General features: G+C 72.0%; 12 protein-coding genes. All 12 read left to right on the forward strand.

All coding sequences use genetic code 11. From position 1 onward, the window contains the following. The first annotated feature begins 289 nt into the window (after window positions 1–289). The 12 genes from MSA03_RS02100 to MSA03_RS02155 all read left to right on the forward strand — a co-directional run bounded on the left by MSA03_RS02100 (window position 290) and on the right by MSA03_RS02155 (window position 21,960). Window positions 290–2,395, forward strand: a complete 2,106-nt coding sequence (locus tag MSA03_RS02100; protein ID WP_147049480.1) for an acyl-CoA dehydrogenase family protein — start codon at window positions 290–292, stop codon at window positions 2,393–2,395. Window positions 2,396–2,433: 38 nt separating this feature from the next. Next, complete coding sequence (locus MSA03_RS02105; RefSeq protein ID WP_147049481.1) at window positions 2,434–3,003, forward strand: DNA-3-methyladenine glycosylase I; 570 nt, start codon at window positions 2,434–2,436, stop codon at window positions 3,001–3,003. 82 nt (window positions 3,004–3,085) lie between these two features. Then, complete coding sequence (locus MSA03_RS02110) at window positions 3,086–5,443, forward strand: ATP-binding cassette domain-containing protein (RefSeq protein WP_147049482.1); 2,358 nt, start codon at window positions 3,086–3,088, stop codon at window positions 5,441–5,443. 182 nt (window positions 5,444–5,625) lie between these two features. Further along, entirely contained in the window at window positions 5,626–11,673 is a 6,048-nt protein-coding gene (locus tag MSA03_RS02115) for an Ig-like domain-containing protein (RefSeq protein WP_147049483.1), read from the forward strand. 55 nt (window positions 11,674–11,728) lie between these two features. Beyond that, a complete protein-coding gene (locus tag MSA03_RS02120; protein ID WP_028496682.1) occupies window positions 11,729–12,700 on the forward strand; it encodes an AAA family ATPase in 972 nt (323 codons plus the stop codon). Then, window positions 12,700–14,067, forward strand: coding sequence for a DUF58 domain-containing protein (locus tag MSA03_RS02125; protein WP_147049484.1), 1,368 nt, complete (start codon window positions 12,700–12,702; stop codon window positions 14,065–14,067). The genes MSA03_RS02120 and MSA03_RS02125 overlap by 1 nt, the downstream gene beginning before the upstream one ends. Continuing rightward, complete coding sequence (locus tag MSA03_RS02130; RefSeq protein ID WP_147049485.1) at window positions 14,064–16,370, forward strand: transglutaminase-like domain-containing protein; 2,307 nt, start codon at window positions 14,064–14,066, stop codon at window positions 16,368–16,370. Before MSA03_RS02125 ends, MSA03_RS02130 begins: the two co-directional genes overlap by 4 nt. Continuing rightward, window positions 16,367–17,479 carry an RDD family protein gene (locus MSA03_RS02135; protein ID WP_244946285.1) on the forward strand — a complete coding sequence of 371 codons (1,113 nt, stop codon included), beginning with the start codon at window positions 16,367–16,369 and terminating at the stop codon, window positions 17,477–17,479. Before MSA03_RS02130 ends, MSA03_RS02135 begins: the two co-directional genes overlap by 4 nt. Beyond that, entirely contained in the window at window positions 17,476–18,303 is an 828-nt protein-coding gene (locus MSA03_RS02140; protein ID WP_028496678.1) for a PP2C family protein-serine/threonine phosphatase, read from the forward strand. The genes MSA03_RS02135 and MSA03_RS02140 overlap by 4 nt, the downstream gene beginning before the upstream one ends. Continuing rightward, on the forward strand, window positions 18,303–19,631 hold the full coding sequence (locus MSA03_RS02145; RefSeq protein WP_147049486.1) for an FHA domain-containing protein: 1,329 nt from the start codon (window positions 18,303–18,305) through the stop codon (window positions 19,629–19,631). The genes MSA03_RS02140 and MSA03_RS02145 overlap by 1 nt, the downstream gene beginning before the upstream one ends. Next, window positions 19,628–21,211, forward strand: a complete 1,584-nt coding sequence (locus tag MSA03_RS02150) for a serine/threonine-protein kinase (RefSeq protein ID WP_147049487.1) — start codon at window positions 19,628–19,630, stop codon at window positions 21,209–21,211. The genes MSA03_RS02145 and MSA03_RS02150 overlap by 4 nt, the downstream gene beginning before the upstream one ends. Further along, window positions 21,208–21,960: an FHA domain-containing protein gene (locus MSA03_RS02155; RefSeq protein WP_036272901.1), complete on the forward strand. Its 753-nt coding sequence runs from the start codon at window positions 21,208–21,210 to the stop codon at window positions 21,958–21,960. The genes MSA03_RS02150 and MSA03_RS02155 overlap by 4 nt, the downstream gene beginning before the upstream one ends. Window positions 21,961–21,964: the final 4 nt, after the last annotated feature.

Here is a 21,964-nt window from a genome sequence, read left to right on the forward strand (position 1 = left end):
CGCCCACCCCGAGGCGAACACACGCCGCCATCCGGCCGCGCGCGCAGCAAACTGCAGGACCGGGCGTGACGGGTGAGGCGCATGGGGCTCACTGGCCACGCCAGTCACACCTCATCCTGCAGTTCGCACCGCTCGGCATCTGCGGGCGCCCACGGATGTCGGGACCGAACAACGCCGCGCGACCGCGCGACCCCGCGGCCTTGTCGAACCCATCCAAGCGACTTGGGGAGGCGTTGTGGAAGTTCTACCGTCAGGGCAGTCCACTTCTGTCAACGCCGAAAGGTTCGCGATGACCGACGCCGCCGTCCGTCCCAAGAAGCCCGCCACCGACAAGCGCACGCCCGCCGGGGGTGCGCCGACCGCTGCGCACAGCGCGGAGGAGGCCCACGAGGCCCGCATCCGCATCCCCGCCGTCACCGACCTGCTGCTCGGCACGTGGGCCGACACGCGCCGCGAGGCGCGGCAGCTGATCAAGGACCCCGCGTTCTGGCGCATCGAGGGCCAGCCGATGGCGGAGCACCGTGAGCGCGTCCTCGGGCAGCTGCGCCTGCTCGCGGAGAACGGCGGCTCGCGCCGCGCCTTCCCGAAGGAGTACGGCGGCCTGGGCGACAACGGCGCCAACCTCGCCGGCTTCATGGACCTCGTGCTGGCCGACCCGAGCCTGCAGATCAAGTCCGGCGTGCAGTGGGGTCTGTTCGGCTCGGCCATCCACCAGCTCGGCACGAAGAAGCACCACGACATGTGGCTCCGCGACGTCATCAGCCTCGACCTGCCCGGCGCCTTCGCGATGACCGAGACCGGGCACGGCTCCGACGTCGCCGCCATCGGCACCACGGCGACCTACGACGCCGATGCCGAGGAGTTCGTCATCCACACCCCCTTCCGCGGCGCATGGAAGGACTACCTCGGCAACGCGGCGCTGCACGGGCGCGCGGCGACGGTGTTCGCCCAGCTCATCACCGGCGGCGTCAACTACGGGGTGCACTGCTTCTTCGTGCCCCTGCGGGACGAGAACGGCGCGTTCCTCCCCGGCGTCGGCGGCGAGGACGACGGCGCGAAGGGCGGCCTCAACGGCATCGACAACGGGCGTCTGCACTTCGATCACGTCCGCATCCCGCGCGAGAACCTCCTCAACCGCTACGGCGACGTCGCGGCCGACGGCAGCTACTCGAGCGAGATCCCGAGCCCGGGCCGCCGCTTCTTCACGATGCTCGGCGCGCTCGTCCAGGGGCGGGTCTGCCTCGACGGCGCCTCCACGACGGCGACGGCGCTCGCGCTGCACATCGCCGTGACGTACGCCAACCAGCGCCGCCAGTTCGACTCGGGTTCGGGGACCGACGAGGTCGTGCTGCTCGACTACGGCAAGCACCAGCGGCGCCTGCTGCCCCGCGTCGCGCAGGTGTACGCGCAGTTCTTCGCCAACGACGAGCTGGTCCGCAAGTTCGACGGCATCTTCGGCGGCACGAACGATACGTCGGAGGAGCGCGAAGACCTCGAGACCCTCGCCGCCGCGCTGAAGCCGCTGTCGACGTGGAACGCCCTGGACACGATCCAGGAGTGCCGCGAAGCGTGCGGCGGCTCCGGCTACCTCGCCGAGAACCGTCTCGTCGGGCTGCACCAGGACCTCGACGTCTACGCGACGTTCGAGGGCGACAACAACGTGCTGCTCCAGCTCGTCGGCAAGCGCCTGCTGAGCGACTACGCGAAGCAGTTCCGCGGTGCGGATGCCGCGAAGCTCGCCAAGTACGCCGTCGGGCAGACGGCCGGCAAGGTCTTCCACGGCGCCGGTCTGCGCCAGCTGGGCCAGGCCGTCGCCGACTTCGGGTCGCCGGCGCGCTCGGTCGAGCTGGGCCTGCGCGACGAGCAGCAGCACGAGCTCCTCGCCGGCCGCGTCGAGCAGATGATCTCCGACATCGCGGGGCGCATGCGGCCCGCGGCCAAGGCGAGCCCCGTCGAGGCGGCGGCGATCTTCAACGCCAACCAGAGCGAGCTCATCGAGGCGGCGCGCGCCCACGGCGAGCTGCTGCAGTGGGAGGCGTTCTCGGATGCCGTCAACGCCGTCGACGACGAGGGCACGACGCAGGTGCTCACGTGGCTGCGCGACCTCTTCGGTCTGACCCTCATCGAGAAGCACCTGGCCTGGCACCTCATCAACGGCCGCCTGTCGACGCAGCGTGCGGCGACGGTCACGCGGTACATCGACCGGCTGTGCCTGCGGCTGCGCCCGCACGCGCAGGACCTCGTGGATGCCTTCGGCTTCGAGCCCGAGCACGTCCGCGCGCCGATCGCCTCCGGCGCGGAGCGCGCCCGGCAGGACGAGGCGCGGGAGTACTACGCCGCGCTCGCCGCGTCGGGCGAGGCCCCGGTCTCCGAGAAGAAGCTCCGCAAGAAGTAGGCGGCCCGGGCGTCGGGCCCGGTGCGTAGGGTGGGCGCGTGAGCGACACCCGCACCGGACCCGACGGCCTCCCGCGCTGCGCGTGGGTCGGCGACGACCCCGAATACCGCCGCTACCACGACGAGGAGTGGGGCCGCCCGCTGCACGGCGACCGGGCCCTGTTCGAGAAGATGAGCCTCGAGGGGTTCCAGGCCGGGCTCAGCTGGATCACGATCCTCCGCAAGCGCCCGCGGTTCCGAGAGGTCCTCGCGGGCTTCGAGCCCGCCGTCGTCGCGGCGTTCGGGCCGGACGACATCGAACGGCTCATGACGGATGCCGGCATCATCCGCAACCGGCTCAAGATCGAGGCGACGATCTCCAACGCCCGGCTCGTCGCCGACATGGCGCCCGGGGAGCTGGACGCCTTCATGTGGTCGTTCGCCCCGCCCGTGCACCGGCGCCCGGCGACCTTCGCCGACGTCCCGGCGACCACGCCCGACTCAGACGCCCTGAGCAAGGCGCTCCGCACGCGCGGGTTCCGCTTCGTCGGGTCGACGACGATGTACGCGCTCATGCAGTCCGCGGGCATGGTCGACGACCACGTCGACGGATGCCACCGCGCCGCGTAGCGGCATCCGCCACTCCACCGCGGACACGCCCTGTCCGCGGTGCGGGCGAGACTGTAGGGTCGCACCGATCGAGAGGACCCGCATGCCCGCCGAGCACGCTCCGCACATCGCCGATTCGCACGAGGTCATCCGCGTCGTCGGCGCCCGGGAGAACAACCTCAAGAAGATCGACGTCGAGATCCCCAAGCGGCGCCTCACGGTCTTCACCGGGGTCAGCGGGTCGGGGAAGTCCTCCCTCGTCTTCAGCACGATCGCCGCCGAGTCGCAGCGCCTCATCAACGAGACGTATCCGACGTTCGTGCAGCAGTTCATGGGCCAGATCGGCCGTCCCGAGGTCGACGCCCTGGAGAACATCAGCCCTGCGATCATCGTCGACCAGGAGCGGATGGGCTCCAACTCGCGCTCCACGGTCGGCACGGCGACCGACGCGCACGCCATGCTCCGCATCCTCTTCAGCCGCATCGGCCAGCCGCACGTCGGCTCGCCGCAGGCGTTCTCCTTCAACATCCCCTCCGCCTCCGGCAGCGGGGCGATGACGATCGACCGCGGTTCGGACAAGGGCAAGACCCAGCGCCGCAGCTTCGAGATCACCGGCGGCATGTGCCCGCGGTGCGAAGGGCTCGGCGAGGTCAGCGACATCGACATCGACGAGCTGCTCGACCGCACCAAGTCGCTCGCCGACGGCGCCATCAAAGTCCCGGGGTACAACGCGGACGGCTGGATGGTGCGCGGGTTCACCGAGTCGGGTTTCCTGGATGCCGACAAGCCCATCGCCGACTACTCCGAGCAGGAGCTCGCCGACTTCCTCTACAAGGAGCCGACGAAGGTCAAGATCCAGAACATCAACATGACCTACGAGGGGCTCGTCCCCAAGGTCACGAAGTCGATGCTGCAGAAGGACCGCGACACGCTCCAGCCGCACATCCGCGCCTTCGTCGACCGGGCGGTGAAGTTCACGGCGTGCCCCGACTGCGGCGGGACACGGCTCAACGACGGTGCACGATCCTCGAAGATCCGCGGGGTCAGCATCGCCGATGCCGCGGCCATGCAGATCTCCGACCTCGCCGCGTGGCTCGCCACGATCGACGACCCCGAGGTCGCCCCGCTCATGTCGGGCATGCGCCAGACGATCGACTCGTTCGTCGAGATCGGCCTCGGGTACCTGTCGCTCGACCGGGCGTCGGGGTCGCTGTCCGGCGGCGAGGCGCAGCGCACGAAGATGATCCGGCACCTCGGCTCGAGCCTCACCGACATCGCGTACGTCTTCGACGAGCCGACCGCAGGCCTGCACCCGCACGACATCCAGCGCATGAACGACCTGCTCCGCCAGCTGCGCGACAAGGGCAACACGGTCCTCGTCGTCGAGCACAAGCCCGAGGTGATCGAGATCGCCGACCACGTCGTCGACCTCGGACCGGGCGCCGGCCGCCACGGCGGCGAGATCACCTACGTCGGCGACGTCGCAGGGCTCCGCGCCTCCGGCACCCTCACCGGGCGCCACCTCGACCACCGCGCGACGCTCAAGCCGGCCACCCGCACGGCGACCGGCGCGCTGCCGATCCGCGGCGCGACGCAGCACAACCTGAAGTCGGTCGACGTCGACATCCCGCTCGGCATCCTGACCGTCGTCACAGGGGTCGCGGGCTCAGGCAAGTCGTCCCTCATCCACGGCAACGTGCCCGCCTTCGACGACGTCGTCGTGGTCGACCAGTCGCCCATCAAGGGGTCGCGCCGCAGCAGCCCCGCGACGTACACGGGCCTGCTCGATGTCATCCGCGCCGCATTCGCGAAGGCCAACGGCGTCAAGCCCGCCCTGTTCAGCGCGAACTCCGAGGGCGCCTGCCCCGCCTGCCGGGGGCTCGGCGTCATCGTCACGAGTCTCGGGATCACGGCGAGCGTCGAGACGACGTGCGAGCTGTGCGGCGGGACCGGGTTCAGCGACGCCGTCCTGGAGTACACCCTCGAGGGTCGCAACATCGCCGAGGTGCTGGCCCTGTCCGCCGCGGAGGCCGCCGAGTTCTTCACGAAGGGCCCCGCCCACACGACCCTCGCGAGGATGATCGACGTCGGCCTCGGCTACATCACCCTCGGGCAGTCGCTCAACACCCTCTCCGGCGGCGAGCGGCAGCGCCTCAAGCTCGCGATCGCGATGGCGAAGAAGGGTGCCATCTACGTTCTGGACGAGCCGACGACGGGTCTGCACCTCGCCGACGTCGACAATCTGCTCGCGATGCTCGACCGACTCGTGGATGCCGGCAACTCCGTCATCGTCATCGAGCACCACCAGGCGGTCATGGCGCACGCCGACTGGATCGTGGACCTCGGGCCCGGCGCCGGACACGACGGTGGCCGGATCGTGTTCCAGGGGACCCCCGCCGATCTCGTCGCGACCGGCGACTCGCTGACCGCCGTCCACCTGCGCGCCTACGTCGGCGGCTGACGCGCCCCGCCCGCAGGTGGGCACTCATGGGGAGTTCTGCCCATGTCAAGAGGCAAAACCGTTCGCGACCGTGACGTAGAGTGTCACAGTCCCACTCGTCCACCCCCCGCGAGCGGCTGATTCAGCGATCAGCTCCCGACGCAGCGCAAAGACAACACCCGACCGGAGGGGAGCCGGCCCACATGATGTCCTTCGCGTGGCTTCGTGCGCGCTCGCGCACCCTGGCATCCGTCGGCGCCCTCAGCGCTGCGGCCGTCACCATCGGCACGCTCGCCTTCTTCTACGAAGGCAAGCCGACCACCGAGGTCGACCTGCACGACGGCGGCGTCTGGGTGACGAAGCAGTCGAGCCTGCTCGTCGGACACTTCAACAACGAGTCGCGGGTCCTGGACGGCGGGCTGCGCACGAGCTCCGCCGAGTACGACATCCTCCAGTCCGGATCCCAGGTCCTCGTCGTCGACACCACCGGCTCGACGGCCACCGCGATCGACCCGGCGCGCGTCATCCTCTCCGACAGCGCCGACATCCCGCCCGGCTCGCAGGTCGCGATGGGCGGCGGCATCGCCGCGATCCTCGATCCGGCGGGGCAGCTCTGGGCCATGAAGTTCGCCGGCGTGGGATCGTTCGCGCCGGAGAAGGTCGACCCGCTCGCCGAACTCGGCAAGGGCACGGCGATCACCGTCGGCACCGACGGCGTCGTCCACGCCGTCTCCCCGGAGAAGGGCGCGCTGTACAGCTACGCGCGCGGCGACGACGATGCGATCGCGCAGACCTCCGAACGCGGTCTCGACGGCGTCGAGAAGGGTCACGACCTGTCGATCACGGCCGTCGGAGACACCGCTTTCGTCTTGGATGCCGACACCCGCACCCTGCTCGGCGGCAACGGCTCCCGCACCGAGGTCGGTCCCGACGCGGTGCTGCAGCAGGCGTCGGTCGCGACCGATGCCGTCGCGCTCAGCACCCCCACCGACCTCGTCCGCATCCCCGTCGGCGGCGGCGACGCGGCGACGCTCCCCTCGGAGGGCGCCGAGGGCACACCCGCCGAACCGGTGTTCGTCGCCGGCTGCTCCTACGCGGCCTGGTCCGGGTCCGGCCGTTTCGTCCGCGACTGCCCGGGCGAGGCGGACGACCTCCGGCAGGAGATCAAGGGCGTCGACGCCACCAGCGTGCTGCAGTTCCGCGTGAACCGCGACGTGGTGGTCCTCAACGACGTCTTCGGCGGCGCGGCGTGGATGGCCAGCGACAGCATGCAGCGCGTCGACAACTGGATGGACATCACCCCGCCCGAGGGCGAGGGCGAAGAGGAGGAGGAGACGACCGAGGAGACGGTCCAGACGACCCTCCCCGAGCGCACCGACCAGAACACCGCGCCGATCGCGAAGGACGACGAGTTCGGCGTCCGGCCCGGCCGCACCACCGTCCTGCCGGTGCTGGACAACGACACGGACGCCGACGGCGACGTCCTCGTCGCGTCGGCGGAGACCGAGCCGGGATTCGGGTCGATCGAGCCCATCCACAACGGCGCCGCCCTGCAGATCAGCATCCCCGAGGACGCCACCGGGTCGACGACCTTCACGTACCGGGTTGAGGACGGCCGGGGCGGGGAGGCCACCGCGAGGGTCACGCTCTCCGTGCACGGCTGGCAGACCAACGCCGCCCCCATCCAGAAGCGCACGACCGCGGTCACCGTCGAGACCGGTGGGGTCGCGTCGTACAACGTCCTGCCGGACTGGATCGACCCGGACGGCGACGACATCTTCCTGAAGACCGTGACGACCGACGGCGGCGACGAGGCCGACTTCACCTCGGACGGCCAGATCACCTACCGTGCGATCGGCGGCGTGCAGGGCCGCAAGGACGTGCCGATCGTCGTCTCGGACGGCACGAAGGACGGCGGCGGCATCGCCCGCTACGACATCCGGCCGCTCGGCACGACGCTCCCCGTCACCAACGCCGACCATGTCGTCACGCGCGAGGGCCGCAGCGTCAGCGTCTCGCCGCTCATCAACGACACGAGCTCCGGCCGTGAAGCCCTGCGCCTCACCCGCGTCGACGACGTCGAGGGCGCTCGCATCTCGCCGGACTTCGCCGACAAGACCTTCTCGTTCGTCTCGGACAAGGCCGGCACCTACTACGTGCAGTACCTCGTCTCGGCCGGCCCGAACTCGGTGCCCGGCATCGTCCGCGTCGACGTGCTCCCCGATGAGGACACCGACCTGCCGCCCATCGCGGTCCGGGACATCGCGCTCCTCCCCACCGGTGGCGACGTGCTCGTCAACGTGCTCTCCAATGACACCGACCCGGCCGGCGGCATCCTCGTGGTGCAGTCCGTCACCGTCGAGGCGGGGTCCGGCATCACGGCGGCCGTGCTCGGTCACGAGACGGTCCGCATCGCGGACCAGGCCTCGATCGACCAGCAGGTGCGCGTCACGTACACGATGTCGAACGGCTCGACCTCCGTCGAGGGCGAGATCGTCGTCATCCCGGTGCCGGCGCCCGCGAAGCTGCGCGCCCCCGTCGCCAACGACGACCAGGTCGTGGTCCGCGTCGGCGACACCGTCACCATCCCGGTGATGGAGAACGACTACCACCCCAACGGCGACACGATCCACGTCGCCCCCGACCTCGTCCCGCCGCTCATCGACGAGGAGGACGGGGAGATCTTCGTCTCCGAGGATTCCCTGCGCTTCCGCGCCTCCGACGAGCCCGGTACCGTCTACGCCACCTACGAGGCGGAGGACTCCACCGGTCAGCGCGACGCCGGCTACGTGACGATCCAGGTGCTGCCCCGCAACGACGAGGCCAACGCCGCGCCGCGCCCGCAGGATCTGACGGCGCGCACCCTGAGCGGCGCGAAGGTCACCATCCCGGTGCCGCTCGACGGCATCGACGAGGACGGCGACTCCGTCGAGCTCGTCGGGCTCGCCGAGGCGCCCGCCAAGGGCCGCATCGTGACCACCGACACGGCGGCCTTCACCTACCAGGCCTTCGACGAGGCGACCGGGGTCGACACCTTCACCTACCGCGTGCGCGACGCGCTCGGCAAGGAGGGGACCGCCACGATCCAGGTCGGCATCGCCCCCGCCGAGACCACCAACCAGGCGCCGTACGCCCTGCGCGATTCCGTCATCATGCGCCCCGGTCGCGAGGTCGCGCTCCCCGTGCTCGTCAACGACTCCGACCCGGACGGCGACGCGTTCGGCTTCGCGAAGGACGCCGTCGAGGTCCCGGACGTGCCGGGCCTGGGGGCCAAGGTGTCCGGCGAGTACCTCGTGATCACCTCGCCCGACGAGGAGATGAACACCAGCGTCCAGTACACGATCGCCGATGCGCGCGGCCTCCGCGCGACGACGACGGTGCAGATCACGGTCGACGAGGACGTTCCGCTGCTGCGGCCCACCGCGCGGGATGACCGCGTCCGCGCCGAAGACGTCGCCGAGGACGGCACCGCCGACGTCGCGGTGCTCGAGAACGACGACGACCCGGACGGGACGAAGAGCGCGCTCGCCGTGACGCTCGGCGCCGGCGGTTCCGCCGCCCGTGTCATGGCCGATGGCGTGGTGCGCGTGACGCTCGGCGAGAAGGCGCAGCTGATCACGTACACGGTGCGCGACCAGGACGACCAGACCGCCGCCGCCTTCATCCGCGTCCCCTCGCTCGACTCGCTGCCGCCGAGCCTCATCTCGACGGCCGCCGTCGAGGTCAAGAGCGGTGAGGAGATCGAGCTTCCGCTGAAGAAGTACGTGCGGGCCGCCGGCGGCAAGGATGTCGTCATCACGGAGGCCGGCAAGGTCTCCGCCGGCAACAGCAACGGCGCGGGGCTCGTGAAGGACCAGACGACCCTCGTCTACACGTCGAAGGACCGCTACCACGGCGCCGATGCGCTGACGTTCGAAGTCACCGACGGCACCGGACCCGACGACCCGAAGGGCCGCAAGGCGACCCTGACGATCCCGATCACGGTGCTGCCGCCGGACAACCAGCCGCCGACCATGGTCGGCGCGACCGTGAACGTCGCCCCCGGCGAGGACCCGTCATCCCTCGACCTGGCCTCGCTCGCCACCGACCCCGATCCGGGTGACAAGCTCAGCTTCTCCCTCGTCGGCGGTTCCCCGTCCGGCATGTCCGTCTCGGTCAGCGGGTCGACGTTGAGCGCGTCCGCCGAGGCGAGCACACGCAAGGGAACGAAGGCATCCGTCGTGGTACGCGTGAGCGACGGTGAGACCGAGCCGGTCGAAGCGACCATCACCGTCCTCGTGTCCGCCTCGACGCGCGAGCTGGCGAGCGTCAACGACGACGTCATCGAGGAAGCCGATCAGGGTGCGACCATCTCGGTCCCCGTGCTGAACAACGATGTGAGCCCGTTCCCGGACAAGCCGCTGAAGCTCTCCAGCGCGGTCGTGGAGACCGGCAGCGCGGACGCACGGGTCAACGGCACCTCCGTCGACGTCACGAGCGGGTCCGACTTCGTCGGCACCGTCGTCGTGCGCTACCGGGTGCTCGATGCCACGGAGGACGTCGACCGCGCCGTCGAGGGACGCATCCGGATCACGGTGCAGGGACGCCCCGACGCACCCGGAAAGCCGACGGTCTCGAGCGTGCAGAGCCGCACCGTCGTCATGTCGTGGACGCCGTCGAGCGACAACGGCACGCGCATCACCGGCTACACCGTCACCTCGACGGCGGGCAACTACTCCAAGGAGTGCGCGTCGACGACGTGCACGCTCGACGGGCTGACGAACAACGTCGAATACAACTTCGTCGTCACGGCCACCAACCGCGTCGGCACCTCCGACCCGTCGGTCCCGTCCGAGACCGCCCGCCCCGACGTCCGCCCGGAGACGCCGGCGGCCCCGTCGCTGAACTTCGGCGACCGGAGCCTCCAGGTCGCATGGGCGACGCCGCGCACCGAGGGCTCCCCGGTGGAGAGCTTCACGCTCGAGATCTCGCCCGCGCCGCCCTCCGGCGTCGTGCAGAAGACCGGCGTCACCGGCAACGCGCTCGTCTGGGACGGCCTGGAGAACGGCGTCGCCTACCAGGTGCGCGTCCAGGCCATCAACCGCGCGCCCGAGCCGTCCGGCTGGAGCCCGTGGTCGGCGACGATGGTCCCGGCGCGCGCGCCGGAGGCGCCCGGCGCTCCGACGACGGCGCGTCTGGAGCCCGTCGGCAGCCAGGCGCAGATCCAGGTCGCGTGGAACGAGCCCGCCAACAACGGCGACGCCGTGGCCGGCTACCAGCTGAACGTCATGCAGGGCTCGAGCGTCGTGCGCTCGGTCGCCGTGCCGGCCGGTCAGACGAGCCAGGCCGTCGTGGTCAACGCCTCGGAGACCGACTACACCTTCACCGTCCGTGCGCAGAACAAGGCCGGCTGGGGCGCGTTCAGCCCGCCGTCGGCACCGCGCCGCGGCTTCACGGCACTCGGCGCACCGGCGATCGGCGCGGCCAGCGCCGGGAACAACCAGGTCAGCGTCACGTGGACCGGCGGCGATCGCGGTGGCGCGAGCGCGAGCGAGGTCAGCTACCAGTACTCCGTGAACAACGGCGGCTGGCGCGGCGACTGGGTCGCCGGCGGCAACGGCAGCGGCACGATCGGCAACGGCCAGGTCAACAACAACGGCACGTACTCGATCCGCATCCGCGCCGTCGCGACGGTCGACGGTGCGACGTACTCCAGCGGGCCGTCCGCCGCGTCGAACCAGGTGGCCCCGTACGGTCCGATCGGCAGCCCGTCGGCACACGCGACCGCGAGCGGCACGACGATCACGATGAGCTGGTCGTCGCCTGCCCGCAACGGCCGCGACATCACGACCGAGATCCGCACCGGCGACGGCCGAGGGTGGCGCACGGTCGCCGCGAGCGGCAGCGAGAGCTACAACGTCGGCTACTCCACGACCCGCACGATCGACGTCCGCACCACGGCGGCCGGGCAGACGACGACGGCCTCCGACTCGGCCACCACGGGTGCGGAGCCCCAGCCGGATCCGCGCGCGTGGGTCTCGCACGGCAGCTCGGCGCCCGCCGGCTACTACTTCGCCATCAACACGCGGGACTTCGCCGCCGGCAACTACACGTACGAGTGCTGGGGTGACGGCCGTCAGTTCAACGACTGGGAGGGGCCGGTCTACCTGCCCGCGAACGGCAAGACCCAGGTGCAGTGCTACTGGGGCTACCCCGGCAAGCAGGTGTGGGTCGTGCTGAACGGCAAGAAGTACGAGACGACCACCTGGTGACGCCTTCAGCCGAAGGCGCCCGTGCCCCCATCCCCCCGAACAAGGACACGAACGAATGAGCATGACCCCTGAACAGGCGGCCTGGTTCCGCGACACCTTCACACGGCTCGTCGACAACGTCGACATCGCCCTGATGGGCAAGCGCGAGGTCGTCGGCCTCGTGCTGGCCGCGATGCTCGCCGAAGGGCACGTGCTCCTGGAGGACGCCCCCGGCACCGGCAAGACGAGTCTCGCGAAGGCGCTCGCAGCGAGCGTGCAGGGCACGTCGAACCGCATCCAGTTCACGCCCGACCTGCTGCCCTCCGACGTGACCGGCGTCACGATCTACGACCAGCAGAACCACAAGTTCGAGTTCCACCGCGGACCCGTGTTCGCGTCGATCATGCTCGCGGACGAGATCAACCGCGCCTCCCCGAAGACCCAGTCGGCCCTGCTGGAGGTCATGGAGGAGTCGCGCGTGACGGTCGACGGCGTCGCGCACGACGTGGGCCGCCCGTTCCTCGTCATCGCGACCCAGAACCCCATCGAGCAGGCGGGCACGTACAAGCTTCCCGAGGCGCAGCTCGACCGCTTCATGATCAAGACGTCGATCGGGTACCCCTCGCTCGCGATCGCCGAGCGCATCCTCGCCGGCGCCGTCGACCGGAACCCGTCCGCGCAGCTCACGCCTGTCATCACGACCGGCGCCGTCGCCGACATGGCCGACCTCGCCGCGTCCGTGCACATCGACCCGGCCGTCGCCCGCTACACGGCGCAGCTCGTCGAGGCGACCCGTGCCGCCGAGGCGACCCGCCTCGGCGTCTCCGTCCGTGGTGCGATCTCGATGATCCGGATGGCGAAGGTCTACGCGGCCGCGCAGGGCCGGCATTACGTCATCCCCGACGATATCAAGACGCTCGCCCTGCCGGTCTGGTCGCACCGTCTCGTGCTCGACCCGGAGGCGGAGTTCTCCGGTGTCACAGCCGAGAAGGTCGTCCAGCGCGCTCTGGACGACGTGGAGGCGCCGCTCGCGAGGGCGACCGCCTGATGACCCTCACGCCGGAGAAGCAGACACCGACGCGCCGCGCGCGCCGGGACTCCGGCGCGCCTCCGACTCCTCCGGACGGCGCGGTCTCCGCCCCGCAGGAGGCGGAGACGGCGCCGCCGCCCGTCGGCGCCTCCCCGCAGGTCACGCGCGCGCAGCAGCTGCGTGAGGATGCCGCGGCGTTCGCGGCACTCGCGGGACGCCGGGCCCGCGCGGTCGCGGCCGTCGTGCGACCGGTCGGCTGGGTCATCCTCGCGTCGGCGGTCGTGCTGTGGGTCGTGTCGACGATGCTGGGATGGGAGGAGGTCATGATCGCCGCGGCCGTCCTGACCGCCGTCGTCCTGATCAGCCTCGTATTCCTCTTCGGCCGCACGACCTACGACGTCGAGCTGGATCTCACGCGCTCGCACGTGGTCGTGGGGGAGCGGGCGGTCGGTGCACTGACCCTCACCAACAGCACGGGCCGTGCCATCCTCCCCTCCCAGGTCGTGCTCCCCGTCGGCAGCGGCCGCGGTATCTTCCAGGTTCCGCGCCTCGCGCCGGGCGCCGCGCACGAAGAGCTCTTCGCCATCCCCACCAGTGCGCGCGGCGTGCTGGCCGTCGGCCCGGTCAGCGTGCTCCGCGGCGACCCCCTCGGCCTCTTCGAACGGACGCACGACCGCCGTCAAGCGGTCGACCTGTACGTGCACCCGCGCACCGCCTCGCTCGAGGGTCTGTCGCTCGGGCACCTCCGCGACCTCGAGGGCCTGCCCTCCCAGCACCTGGCCCGCGACGACGTGTCCTTCCACGCGCTCCGCGAGTACCAGCCGGGGGATGACCTCCGCCACGTGCACTGGAAGTCCACGGCACGCGTCGGCTCCGTCATGGTCCGCCAGTACGAGGAGACGCGGCGCTCGCACTTCGTCGTCGGACTGTCGACCCACCCCGACGAGTACCGCGTCGCCGACGAGTTCGAGCTCGCGATCTCCGTGGCCGGGTCGATCGGCCTGCGCGCGCTGCGCGACTCCCGGACGCTCGACGCCCGCGTGCAGAAGGGCGCTCTGCGCTCTCAGAGCGGGCGGCGCTTCCTCGACGAGCTGTCGGCCCTGGAGCACTCCCGTCCCCGCGAGGGCGGCATCGTCGCGCTCGCGGGCGCGATCGCCGCGCACGCACCGCAGGCCGCCGTCGTCGTGCTGGTGACCGGGTCGAAGACCGACAGCAACGACCTGCGCCTTGCGTGCTCCCGCATCCCGTTCGGTGTACGGGTGCTCGCGGTCGTCGCCGACACCCGCGTGGATGCTCCCGCGCTGCGGCGCATCGGAGACGCCGACGTGCTCACCCTCGGCGCGCTCGACCAGCTCGGCGGCGCCGTCCGGAAGGTCCTGTCGTGACGGCCGCCACGGCGTCGAACGCCGCGCCGCTGCGCCCGCTGCGCCTCGTCGTCCTCGACCTCGCCGCCGTCGCTCTGCTGCTGCTCGTCGCCGTCATCGGGTTCGGCCCGACCTTCGAGGGTTCGCAGTACCTCGTCGCCGGTCTCGGCGGTCTCGTGATCGGCCTCGCGATCGCGTGGGGCACCGCCCGCCTCCGCTGGGGCGTGCTCGAGGCCGCCGGGCTCACGGTCGGCGCCTACTTCCTCCTCGGCGGCCTGTTCGCCCTCCCGCACACCGCGATCCTCGGCGTCATCCCCACGATCGAGACGTGGCGCCAGCTCGCAGTCGGCACGGTCACGGCCTGGAAGCAGATGCTGACGACCGTGCCGCCCCTCGCGGCCTCCGACGGCCACCTCCTCGTCCCGTTCCTCCTCACGCTGCTCGCCGCCGTGATCGCCGGGTCGCTCGCGCTGCGCGTGCGCCGCGCGGCGTGGGCGCTCCTGCCCGCGGTCGCGCTCCTCGCGGCGCAGATTCTGCTCGGCGTGACCGAGCCGGCCGCTCCGCTCGTGCAGGGCATCCTGTTCGCCGTCGTCGCCGTCGTCTGGCTCGCGCTGCGTCATGCCTGGGAGAACGACGGCGCCGCCGTGCGCGTCGAAGCCTCCGGCGCGGCCGACGAGGGTGCCGTGCGCCACTCCCGCTCGCGGCGGCTCATCGCCGGTTCCGCCGTGCTCGCCCTCGCCGCCGGCGTCGGCGTCGCGACGGCCGCGTTCGCGAGCCCGCCGGTCCCGCGCTATGTGCTCCGCGACTTCGTCGTTCCGCCGTTCGACATCCGGCAGTACCCGAGCCCACTGCAGTCCTTCCGTGCGTTCGTCCGCGACGATGCCGACGAGACGCTGTTCACGGTGACCGGTCTCCCCGAAGACGGTCGCATCCGGCTCGGCACGATGGATGCCTACAACGGCATCGTCTACAACGTCTCCGACGACGGTGCCGGATCGTCCAGCTCCTTCACCCCCGTGCGATCGAACATGTCGCCGCAGGTCGAGGGTGCCACGACGACGCTGCAGGTCGCCGTCGACGGACTGTCCGGTGTGTGGCTGCCCGATGCCGGCGCGGTGCGCGAGATCACGTTCGACGGCGACCGCGCCGAAGACCTGCGTCGGTCCGCGCACTACAACGACGCCACCGGCACCGCCGTGGTCACGAGCGGCATCGCCGCCGGCGACACCTACACGATCGACACGGTGTTCCCCGAGCTGCCGAGCGACGCGGCGCTGTCCGAGACGCCGTTCGCGCCGCTGAAGATGCCGAAGCAGACCGGCATCCCGGAGAACCTCGCCGAGTTGGCCTCGAAGGCCACCGCCGACGCCGAGACGCCCATCGAGCAGGTGCGGGCGTTGGAGAGCTGGCTCAGCACGGACGGCTTCTTCAGCCACGGGCTGGAAGGGGAGGTGCTCTCCCCGTCCGGCCACGGCGCCGCCCGCATCATGTCCGTGTTCTCCGGTGATCAGATGATCGGCGACGACGAGCAGTACGCCGTCGCCATGTCGCTCATGGCGCTGCAGCTCGGCATCCCCGCCCGCGTCGTGATGGGCTGGTACCCGGGTGAGGACGAGGAGTCCGGCCGTGTCTTCACGGCGACCGGCGACAACCTGCACGCCTGGGTCGAGATCGCGTTCGAGGGGTACGGGTGGCTCCCGTTCACGCCCACTCCCGATGAGGACAACGAGCCGAACGACCAGACCACGAAGCCGCAGGCGAACCCCAAGCCGCAGGTGCTGCAGCCACCGCCGCCCGCGCAGGAGCCCGCCGACCTGCCTCCCGCCATCGCGGAGGACCGCGAACAGGAGGACGAGGAGGACTCGCCGTTCGACTGGCTCGGCCCCGTGCTCCTGTACGGCGGCATCACCGTCGGCATCCTGGGTCTGCTCGCCGCGCCGTTCATCGTGCTCGGCGCGATCAAGGGCGCCCGGCGCACGCGCCGCCGCCGCGCGGAGCGCACCGCCGACCGGATCTCCGGCGGGTGGGACGAGCTCGTGGACTCCGCGGTCGACATGCGGGCGCCGGTCGCCCACGGTGCGACGCGCGCCGAGAGCGCCGTGGTCGTGGGCGAGTCCTTCGCCCAGCCGCGCGTCGCGACCCTCGCGCAGCGAGCCGACGCGGACGTCTACGGTCCCGGCGATCCCACGCCGGAGCAGGTCGAGGAGTTCTGGCGGGAGGTGGACGATATCGTCGGGGAGATGAAGGGTTCCACGTCGGTGTGGCAGCGGATGCAGGCTCGGCTGAGCCTGCGGTCACTCCGCCGTCGAGGGGGATCGGCGTGAGCCGGCAGCCGGCGGACCTCCGCCGTCGCATCGGCGCGTACCTCCTGGACAGCGTCATCGCCGCCGCGATCGCAGGCGTCGGCGCCGGTGTCTTCGCGGGGATCTCCCTCGGCACCGGCGGGGCGTTCCCGCTGCCGGTCGCGCTCGTCCTGGCATCCCTCGTCCCCCTCGCCTGGCTGCTCGTGTACTCCGCGATGCAGGGCGGCGACGGGTCGCTGGGCATGCGGATGCTGGGGCTCGAACTGCGCCACGCCGACGACGACGGCGCGCTCGGCTTCGGTCGCGCGCTCGGCCGCAACCTCGTCTGGGGCGTCGGCGCCGCCGTCGTCGTGGGGATGTTCTCGCCGCTCTTCGACCGCTCCCCGTGGCGGCGCGGCTGGCATGACATCGCCGTCGGCTCCGTCATGATCGACGCGCTCGACGCCCCGCCGCCCGCGCCGCCGGTGCGCGCCGAGGAGATGGCGCCGCCGGTCCCCATTCCGCCGATGGCGGGCTTCCCCTCCGCGCAGAGCGCGGCGGCCCCATCACCGAGCGCCGTCGTCCCTCCGGCTGCGCCCACCGCTCCCGCTGCCGTCCCGGCATCCCCGGCCGCGGCCGCGAGCCCGGTCCGCCCCGCCGAGACCTCGCCGGTCGCGACGACCGTCTCTGCCCCCGCCGCGGGCGGCGTCATCTCGTTCGTGCCCGGGGTGACCCAGCAGTCCGCCAAGCCGGTCGCAGCTCCCGCACCGGAGACCATCGTGCCGGCCGCCGTGCCGCTGGAGGACACCCGCATCGCGACCGGCCAGCGCGCGCTCGCCACCATGGTGTGGGATGACGGCACCCGCCAGGCCGTCTACGGGACCACGGTCTTCGGCCGCAATCCCGCCCCCGAGACCGGGGTCCACGTCGCACCGATCCGGGACGAGACCCTGTCCCTGTCCAAGACGCACTTCGAGATCGGCTCCGATGACGGCCGGCTCTGGGCGCTCGACCGGCACTCCACGAACGGTGTCGTGATCCGCCGCGGCGCGCAGCGCCAGACGCTCGTCGCGGGGCAGCGCACTCCCATCCACGCCGGCGATGTCCTCGAGATGGGCGACCGGCACGTGACCGTGGAGGTGGCCCGATGACCGCGACCCCCATCGACGTCGCCTTCGGGACGGCGACGCATCCCGGCATGCGCCGCCGCGCCAACGAGGACGCCCTGCTCGCCGAGTCGCCGCTGTTCCTCGTCGCCGACGGCATGGGCGGGCACGACGCGGGGGCTCGCGCGAGCGCGGCCGTCGTCGCCGCGTTCGCCGTGCTCGCCGGGCACGAGAGCCTGAGCGTCGACGAGATCCGGGTCGCTCTCGGTCATGCCCGCGAGCAGGTCGACGCCATCGCGAGCGGCGAGCGTGCCGCCGGCACGACGCTCAGCGGCGTCGCCATCAGCGATGTGGGCGGGGTCGGCTACTGGCTGACCGTCAACGTCGGCGACTCCCGCACCTACCGATACGCCCGCGGGATGCTGACGCAGATCAGCGTCGACCACTCCGTCGTGCAGGAGCTCATCGACGCCGGGGCGCTCGACGGCGTCTCCGCGGCCCACGACCGGCGCCGCAACGAGATCACCCGCGCCATCGGGGCGGGCAGCGACGGCGAGGCCGACTACTGGATGGTGCCCGCCGAGCCCGGCGACCGGATCCTCGTCTGCTCGGACGGACTGTCCGGCGAACTGGACGCCGCGCGGATCGCCGGCATCCTCGGCGACGAAGCCGACCCGCAGGCCGCCGCGACCCGCCTCGTGCACGAGGCGCTCGTGCACGGCGGACGCGACAACATCACGGCCGTCGTCGTCGATGCGCTGGCGGTCAACGGCCATGACGACATCTACGACACCGCCCCGGCGGGCGGTCGCGGCGGCGACGTCGATGAGGACACCCGCCCGCGCGCGGGCACGAAGGGGAACCGCTGATGGTGGATGTGCGATACCGGCCGGCCGGCTCTGCGGAGTCGTGGCTCGCGGTGGTGTCCGGTTCCGCGCTCGCGGTGCTTCCCGCCGAGGTGACGCCGCACACGGCCGAGGCCGCCTGGCGCCGGCTTGCGCAGGGCGGCATCGCCGGGCTGCTGGAGGCGCTCACGGGCGCCTTCGGCACCTCGCTCACCGCCATCCCGCCGTTCGCGCTCGTCGTCGTGGAGGAGGGCGCCGTGCGCGTCGCCGTCCGTGGCGGACTGGAGCTCGTCGTCGAGTCGGGCACCGGCGCGGAGGAGATCTCCGGTCGCGGCGTCTCGACCTGGGTCGAGCGGGTGATCCCCGATGTGCACCGGGTGTCGCTGGCACTGGATGCCGGGGCCGACGGAGCGGGCACCCTCCCGCTCGCGGACGGCATCGCCCCCGTGTCGGCCGTCGTCGTCACCGTCGGCGCCGTCCCGGCCGCGGTGGCGGCACCGGCGACCGCCGCGGAGATCCCCGCCGAGTCCCCGCCTCCCACGTCCGATGCCGTGGAGTCCGCGCCCGAGGTAGCGCCGGAGCCGGAGGCTGCGCCTGCGCCGGAGGCCGCGCCGCCCGCGGAGCCCGCCCCCGAACCGGAGCCCGCCCCCGAGCCCGAGCCTGAGCCGGAGCCCGCCCCCGAGCCGGAGCCCGTCGCCGGCGCCCCGGCCGACGACGAGACGATGATCACGGGCGTCCCCGTCGGTCCCGCGGTCGCCGAGACCTGGCTGCCGGCCGCGACCGCCGTCCCGGACGACGCCCCCGACGACGATGTCGTGTGGGGCGAGACGATCGCCCGTCCCCGCGCCGCGCACGCGGAGCCCGCGGAGCAGCAGGCGACTCCTGACGCGACCGGCGACGATCTCGGCGACCACGACGGCGAGACGATCGCCGTCGCCGACCTGCGCGCCATGCGCCAGGCGGAGCGCGAGCAGTACGAGTCCACCGACAACGTCCCGCCGCGACGGCCCTCCCGGGGTCGCATCCGCCTGTCCACGGGGCGGGTCGTCGAGCTGGAGCGCCCCGTCGTCATCGGCCGGCGCCCCAAGTCGACGCGGGCCTCCGGCGCCGACCTCCCGACGCTCATCGCCGTGGACAGCCCCGACCAGGACATCTCCCGCAGTCACATCGAGATCCGTGCCGAGGGCGAGCACGTGCTCGTGACCGACCTCGACACGACCAACGGCACCGTGCTGCTGCGCGGCGGCAACGATCCCGTCCGCCTGCACCCCGGTGAGGCGACGATGGTCGTCACGGGCGATGTGCTCGACATCGGCGACGGCATCACGGTCGTCTTCGAGGATCTGCCGTGAGTACGAAGCGCGTCCCCGCGCCGCCTCCGTCCCTCCCCGGGTTCACGTACGTCGAGCTGCTCGGCTCCGGCGGATTCGCCGACGTCTACCTGTACGAGCAGCAGCTGCCCCGGCGCCGCGTCGCCGTGAAGGTCCTGCTCCCCGACCGGATGGCGGGGTCCTCGGCCGAGCAGTTCGCGGCGGAGGCCAACGTCATGGCGCTGCTGTCGACGCATCCCGCGATCGTCACGATCTACCAGGCGGGCGTCTCCGAGGACGGCCGCCCGTACCTCGTGATGGAGTACTGCCCGCGCCCGAACCTGCAGGTCCGCTCCCGCGCCGCCGCCTTCTCCGTCGCGGAGGCGCTGCGTGTCGGGGTGCAGGTCGCCGCCGCCGTCGAGACGGCGCACCGTGCCGGCATCCTGCACCGCGACATCAAGCCCGCCAATATCCTCGTCACGGAGTACAACCGTCCGGCCCTCACCGACTTCGGCATCGCGACCACCGCGGAGGCCGCCGACTCCTCCGCCGGCATGTCCATCCCCTGGTCGCCGCCGGAGACCTTCGCCGACACCCCCGAATCGGGCGTGCGATCCGACGTCTACGCGCTGGGGGCGACCGTCTACACCCTGCTCGCCGGGCACTCGCCCTTCGAGGTCCCCGGCGGGCGCAACGGCGGCGCCGACCTCATCCGCCGCATCGAATCGCAGCCGCTCGCCCGCCTCGACCGCGCGGACGTCCCGGAGTCGCTCCAAGCCGCCCTCGAGCGGTCGATGGCCAAGCGCCCCGGCGACCGATACGACACCGCGGTCGCGTTCGCCCGCGCCTTGCAGCGCGTGCAGATCGAACTCGCGCATTCCGTCACGCCCATCGACATCCTCGACGACTCACCCGTCGACGAGGACGGCGACGAGGACGACGGGGAGCTGACCCGCGTCCGCGGGATCGTCAGCATCGAGCCGCAGACCTCGCCCGCTGCCGGACAGACCCGCCAGCGGGACACGGCCGCCTTCGCGCCCCTGCCCGGCGCGGCGCCGGCCGAGGCGCCCGTCGAGTCGACGATCCTCCGCGCCCCGACACCCATCGCCACCATCGAGGACGTCTCGGCGACGGTCCGCCGCCCGCCGGCGCCGCCCGCCGGAGACACCACCGTCCCCGAGGCGGCGGCGCCGGCGATGCCCGCCCCCGCCCGCTCCCGGAAGGGCGTGTGGGTCGGTCTCGGCGTCGGGGTCACGGCCGCGCTCATCGTCGGCGGCGTCGCGCTCGCCAGCGCGTTCACCCCGGCCCCCGTATCGACCCCCACCCCGACCGGTTCCGTCGCGCCGCAGGACCCCATCGCGGGCTACGTGCCGCCCCCGGCGGACGTCGTCGGCGACGCGGCCGACGGTCAGGTGCGGTTCACCTGGACCAACCCCGACCCCGAACAGGGCGACACGTTCGCCTGGTATCCGTTCACCCTGGAGGGCAACGGCACGACGCAGAGCACGTCCGAGACGACGGTGACCCTCCCCGCCGACCCGTCCGGGCGGACGTGCATCGCCGTCCAGCTCGTGCGGGCGAACGGCACGACCGGCGACGAGACAAGGAAGTGCGCACCGTGACCGACATCATGGACACCGTCCCCCCGCCCTCCGACACCCCGGTCGGGGTGACGGTCGAGTTCGCGGGGGAGTACTTCACCCTCGCCCCGGGGGAGCGCTTCACGATCGGCCGGGAGGGTGACCTCACCCTCGACGACAACCGGTTCCTGCACCGGCACTTCCTCTCCATCGAGGATGCCGGGGGCCTGTGGTGGCTCGTCAACATCGGGTCCCGCCTGTCGGCGACCGTGACCGACACCGAGGGCCGCGTGCAGGCCCAGCTCGCACCGGGCGCACGCCTGCCGATCGTCTTCGCCGCCACGACCGTCGTCTTCAGCGCCGGACCGACGACCTACGAGCTGTCGGTGCACACCGAGCAGCCGGCGTTCCGCGAGAACGTCCCGAGCCTCGACGACGACGGGCTCTCCACGATCGGCGCGGTGCCGCTGACGGTGAGCCAGAAGCTCCTCATCCTCGCGCTCGCCGAGCCCGTGCTCCGCCGCGAGGGCACCGGCATGAGCGAGCTGCCCAGCTCGGCGAAAGCCGCCGAGCGGCTCGGCTGGACGCTCACGCGCTTCAACCGCAAGCTCGACAACGTGTGCGACAAGCTCGACCGGCAGGGCGTTCCCGGTCTCCGCGGGGGTGTGTCCGCCTCCGCGACCAACCGGCGTGTGCGCCTCGTCGAGCACGCCATCGCCTCACGTCTCGTGGTCCGCGAGGACCTCGCGATGCTCGATGACCCGGAGCTGGTCGGCGAACGGAGCCGCTGACCGA

The organism is Microbacterium saccharophilum, assembly GCF_007992455.1.
Classification (GTDB): Bacteria; Actinomycetota; Actinomycetes; order Actinomycetales; family Microbacteriaceae; genus Microbacterium; species Microbacterium saccharophilum.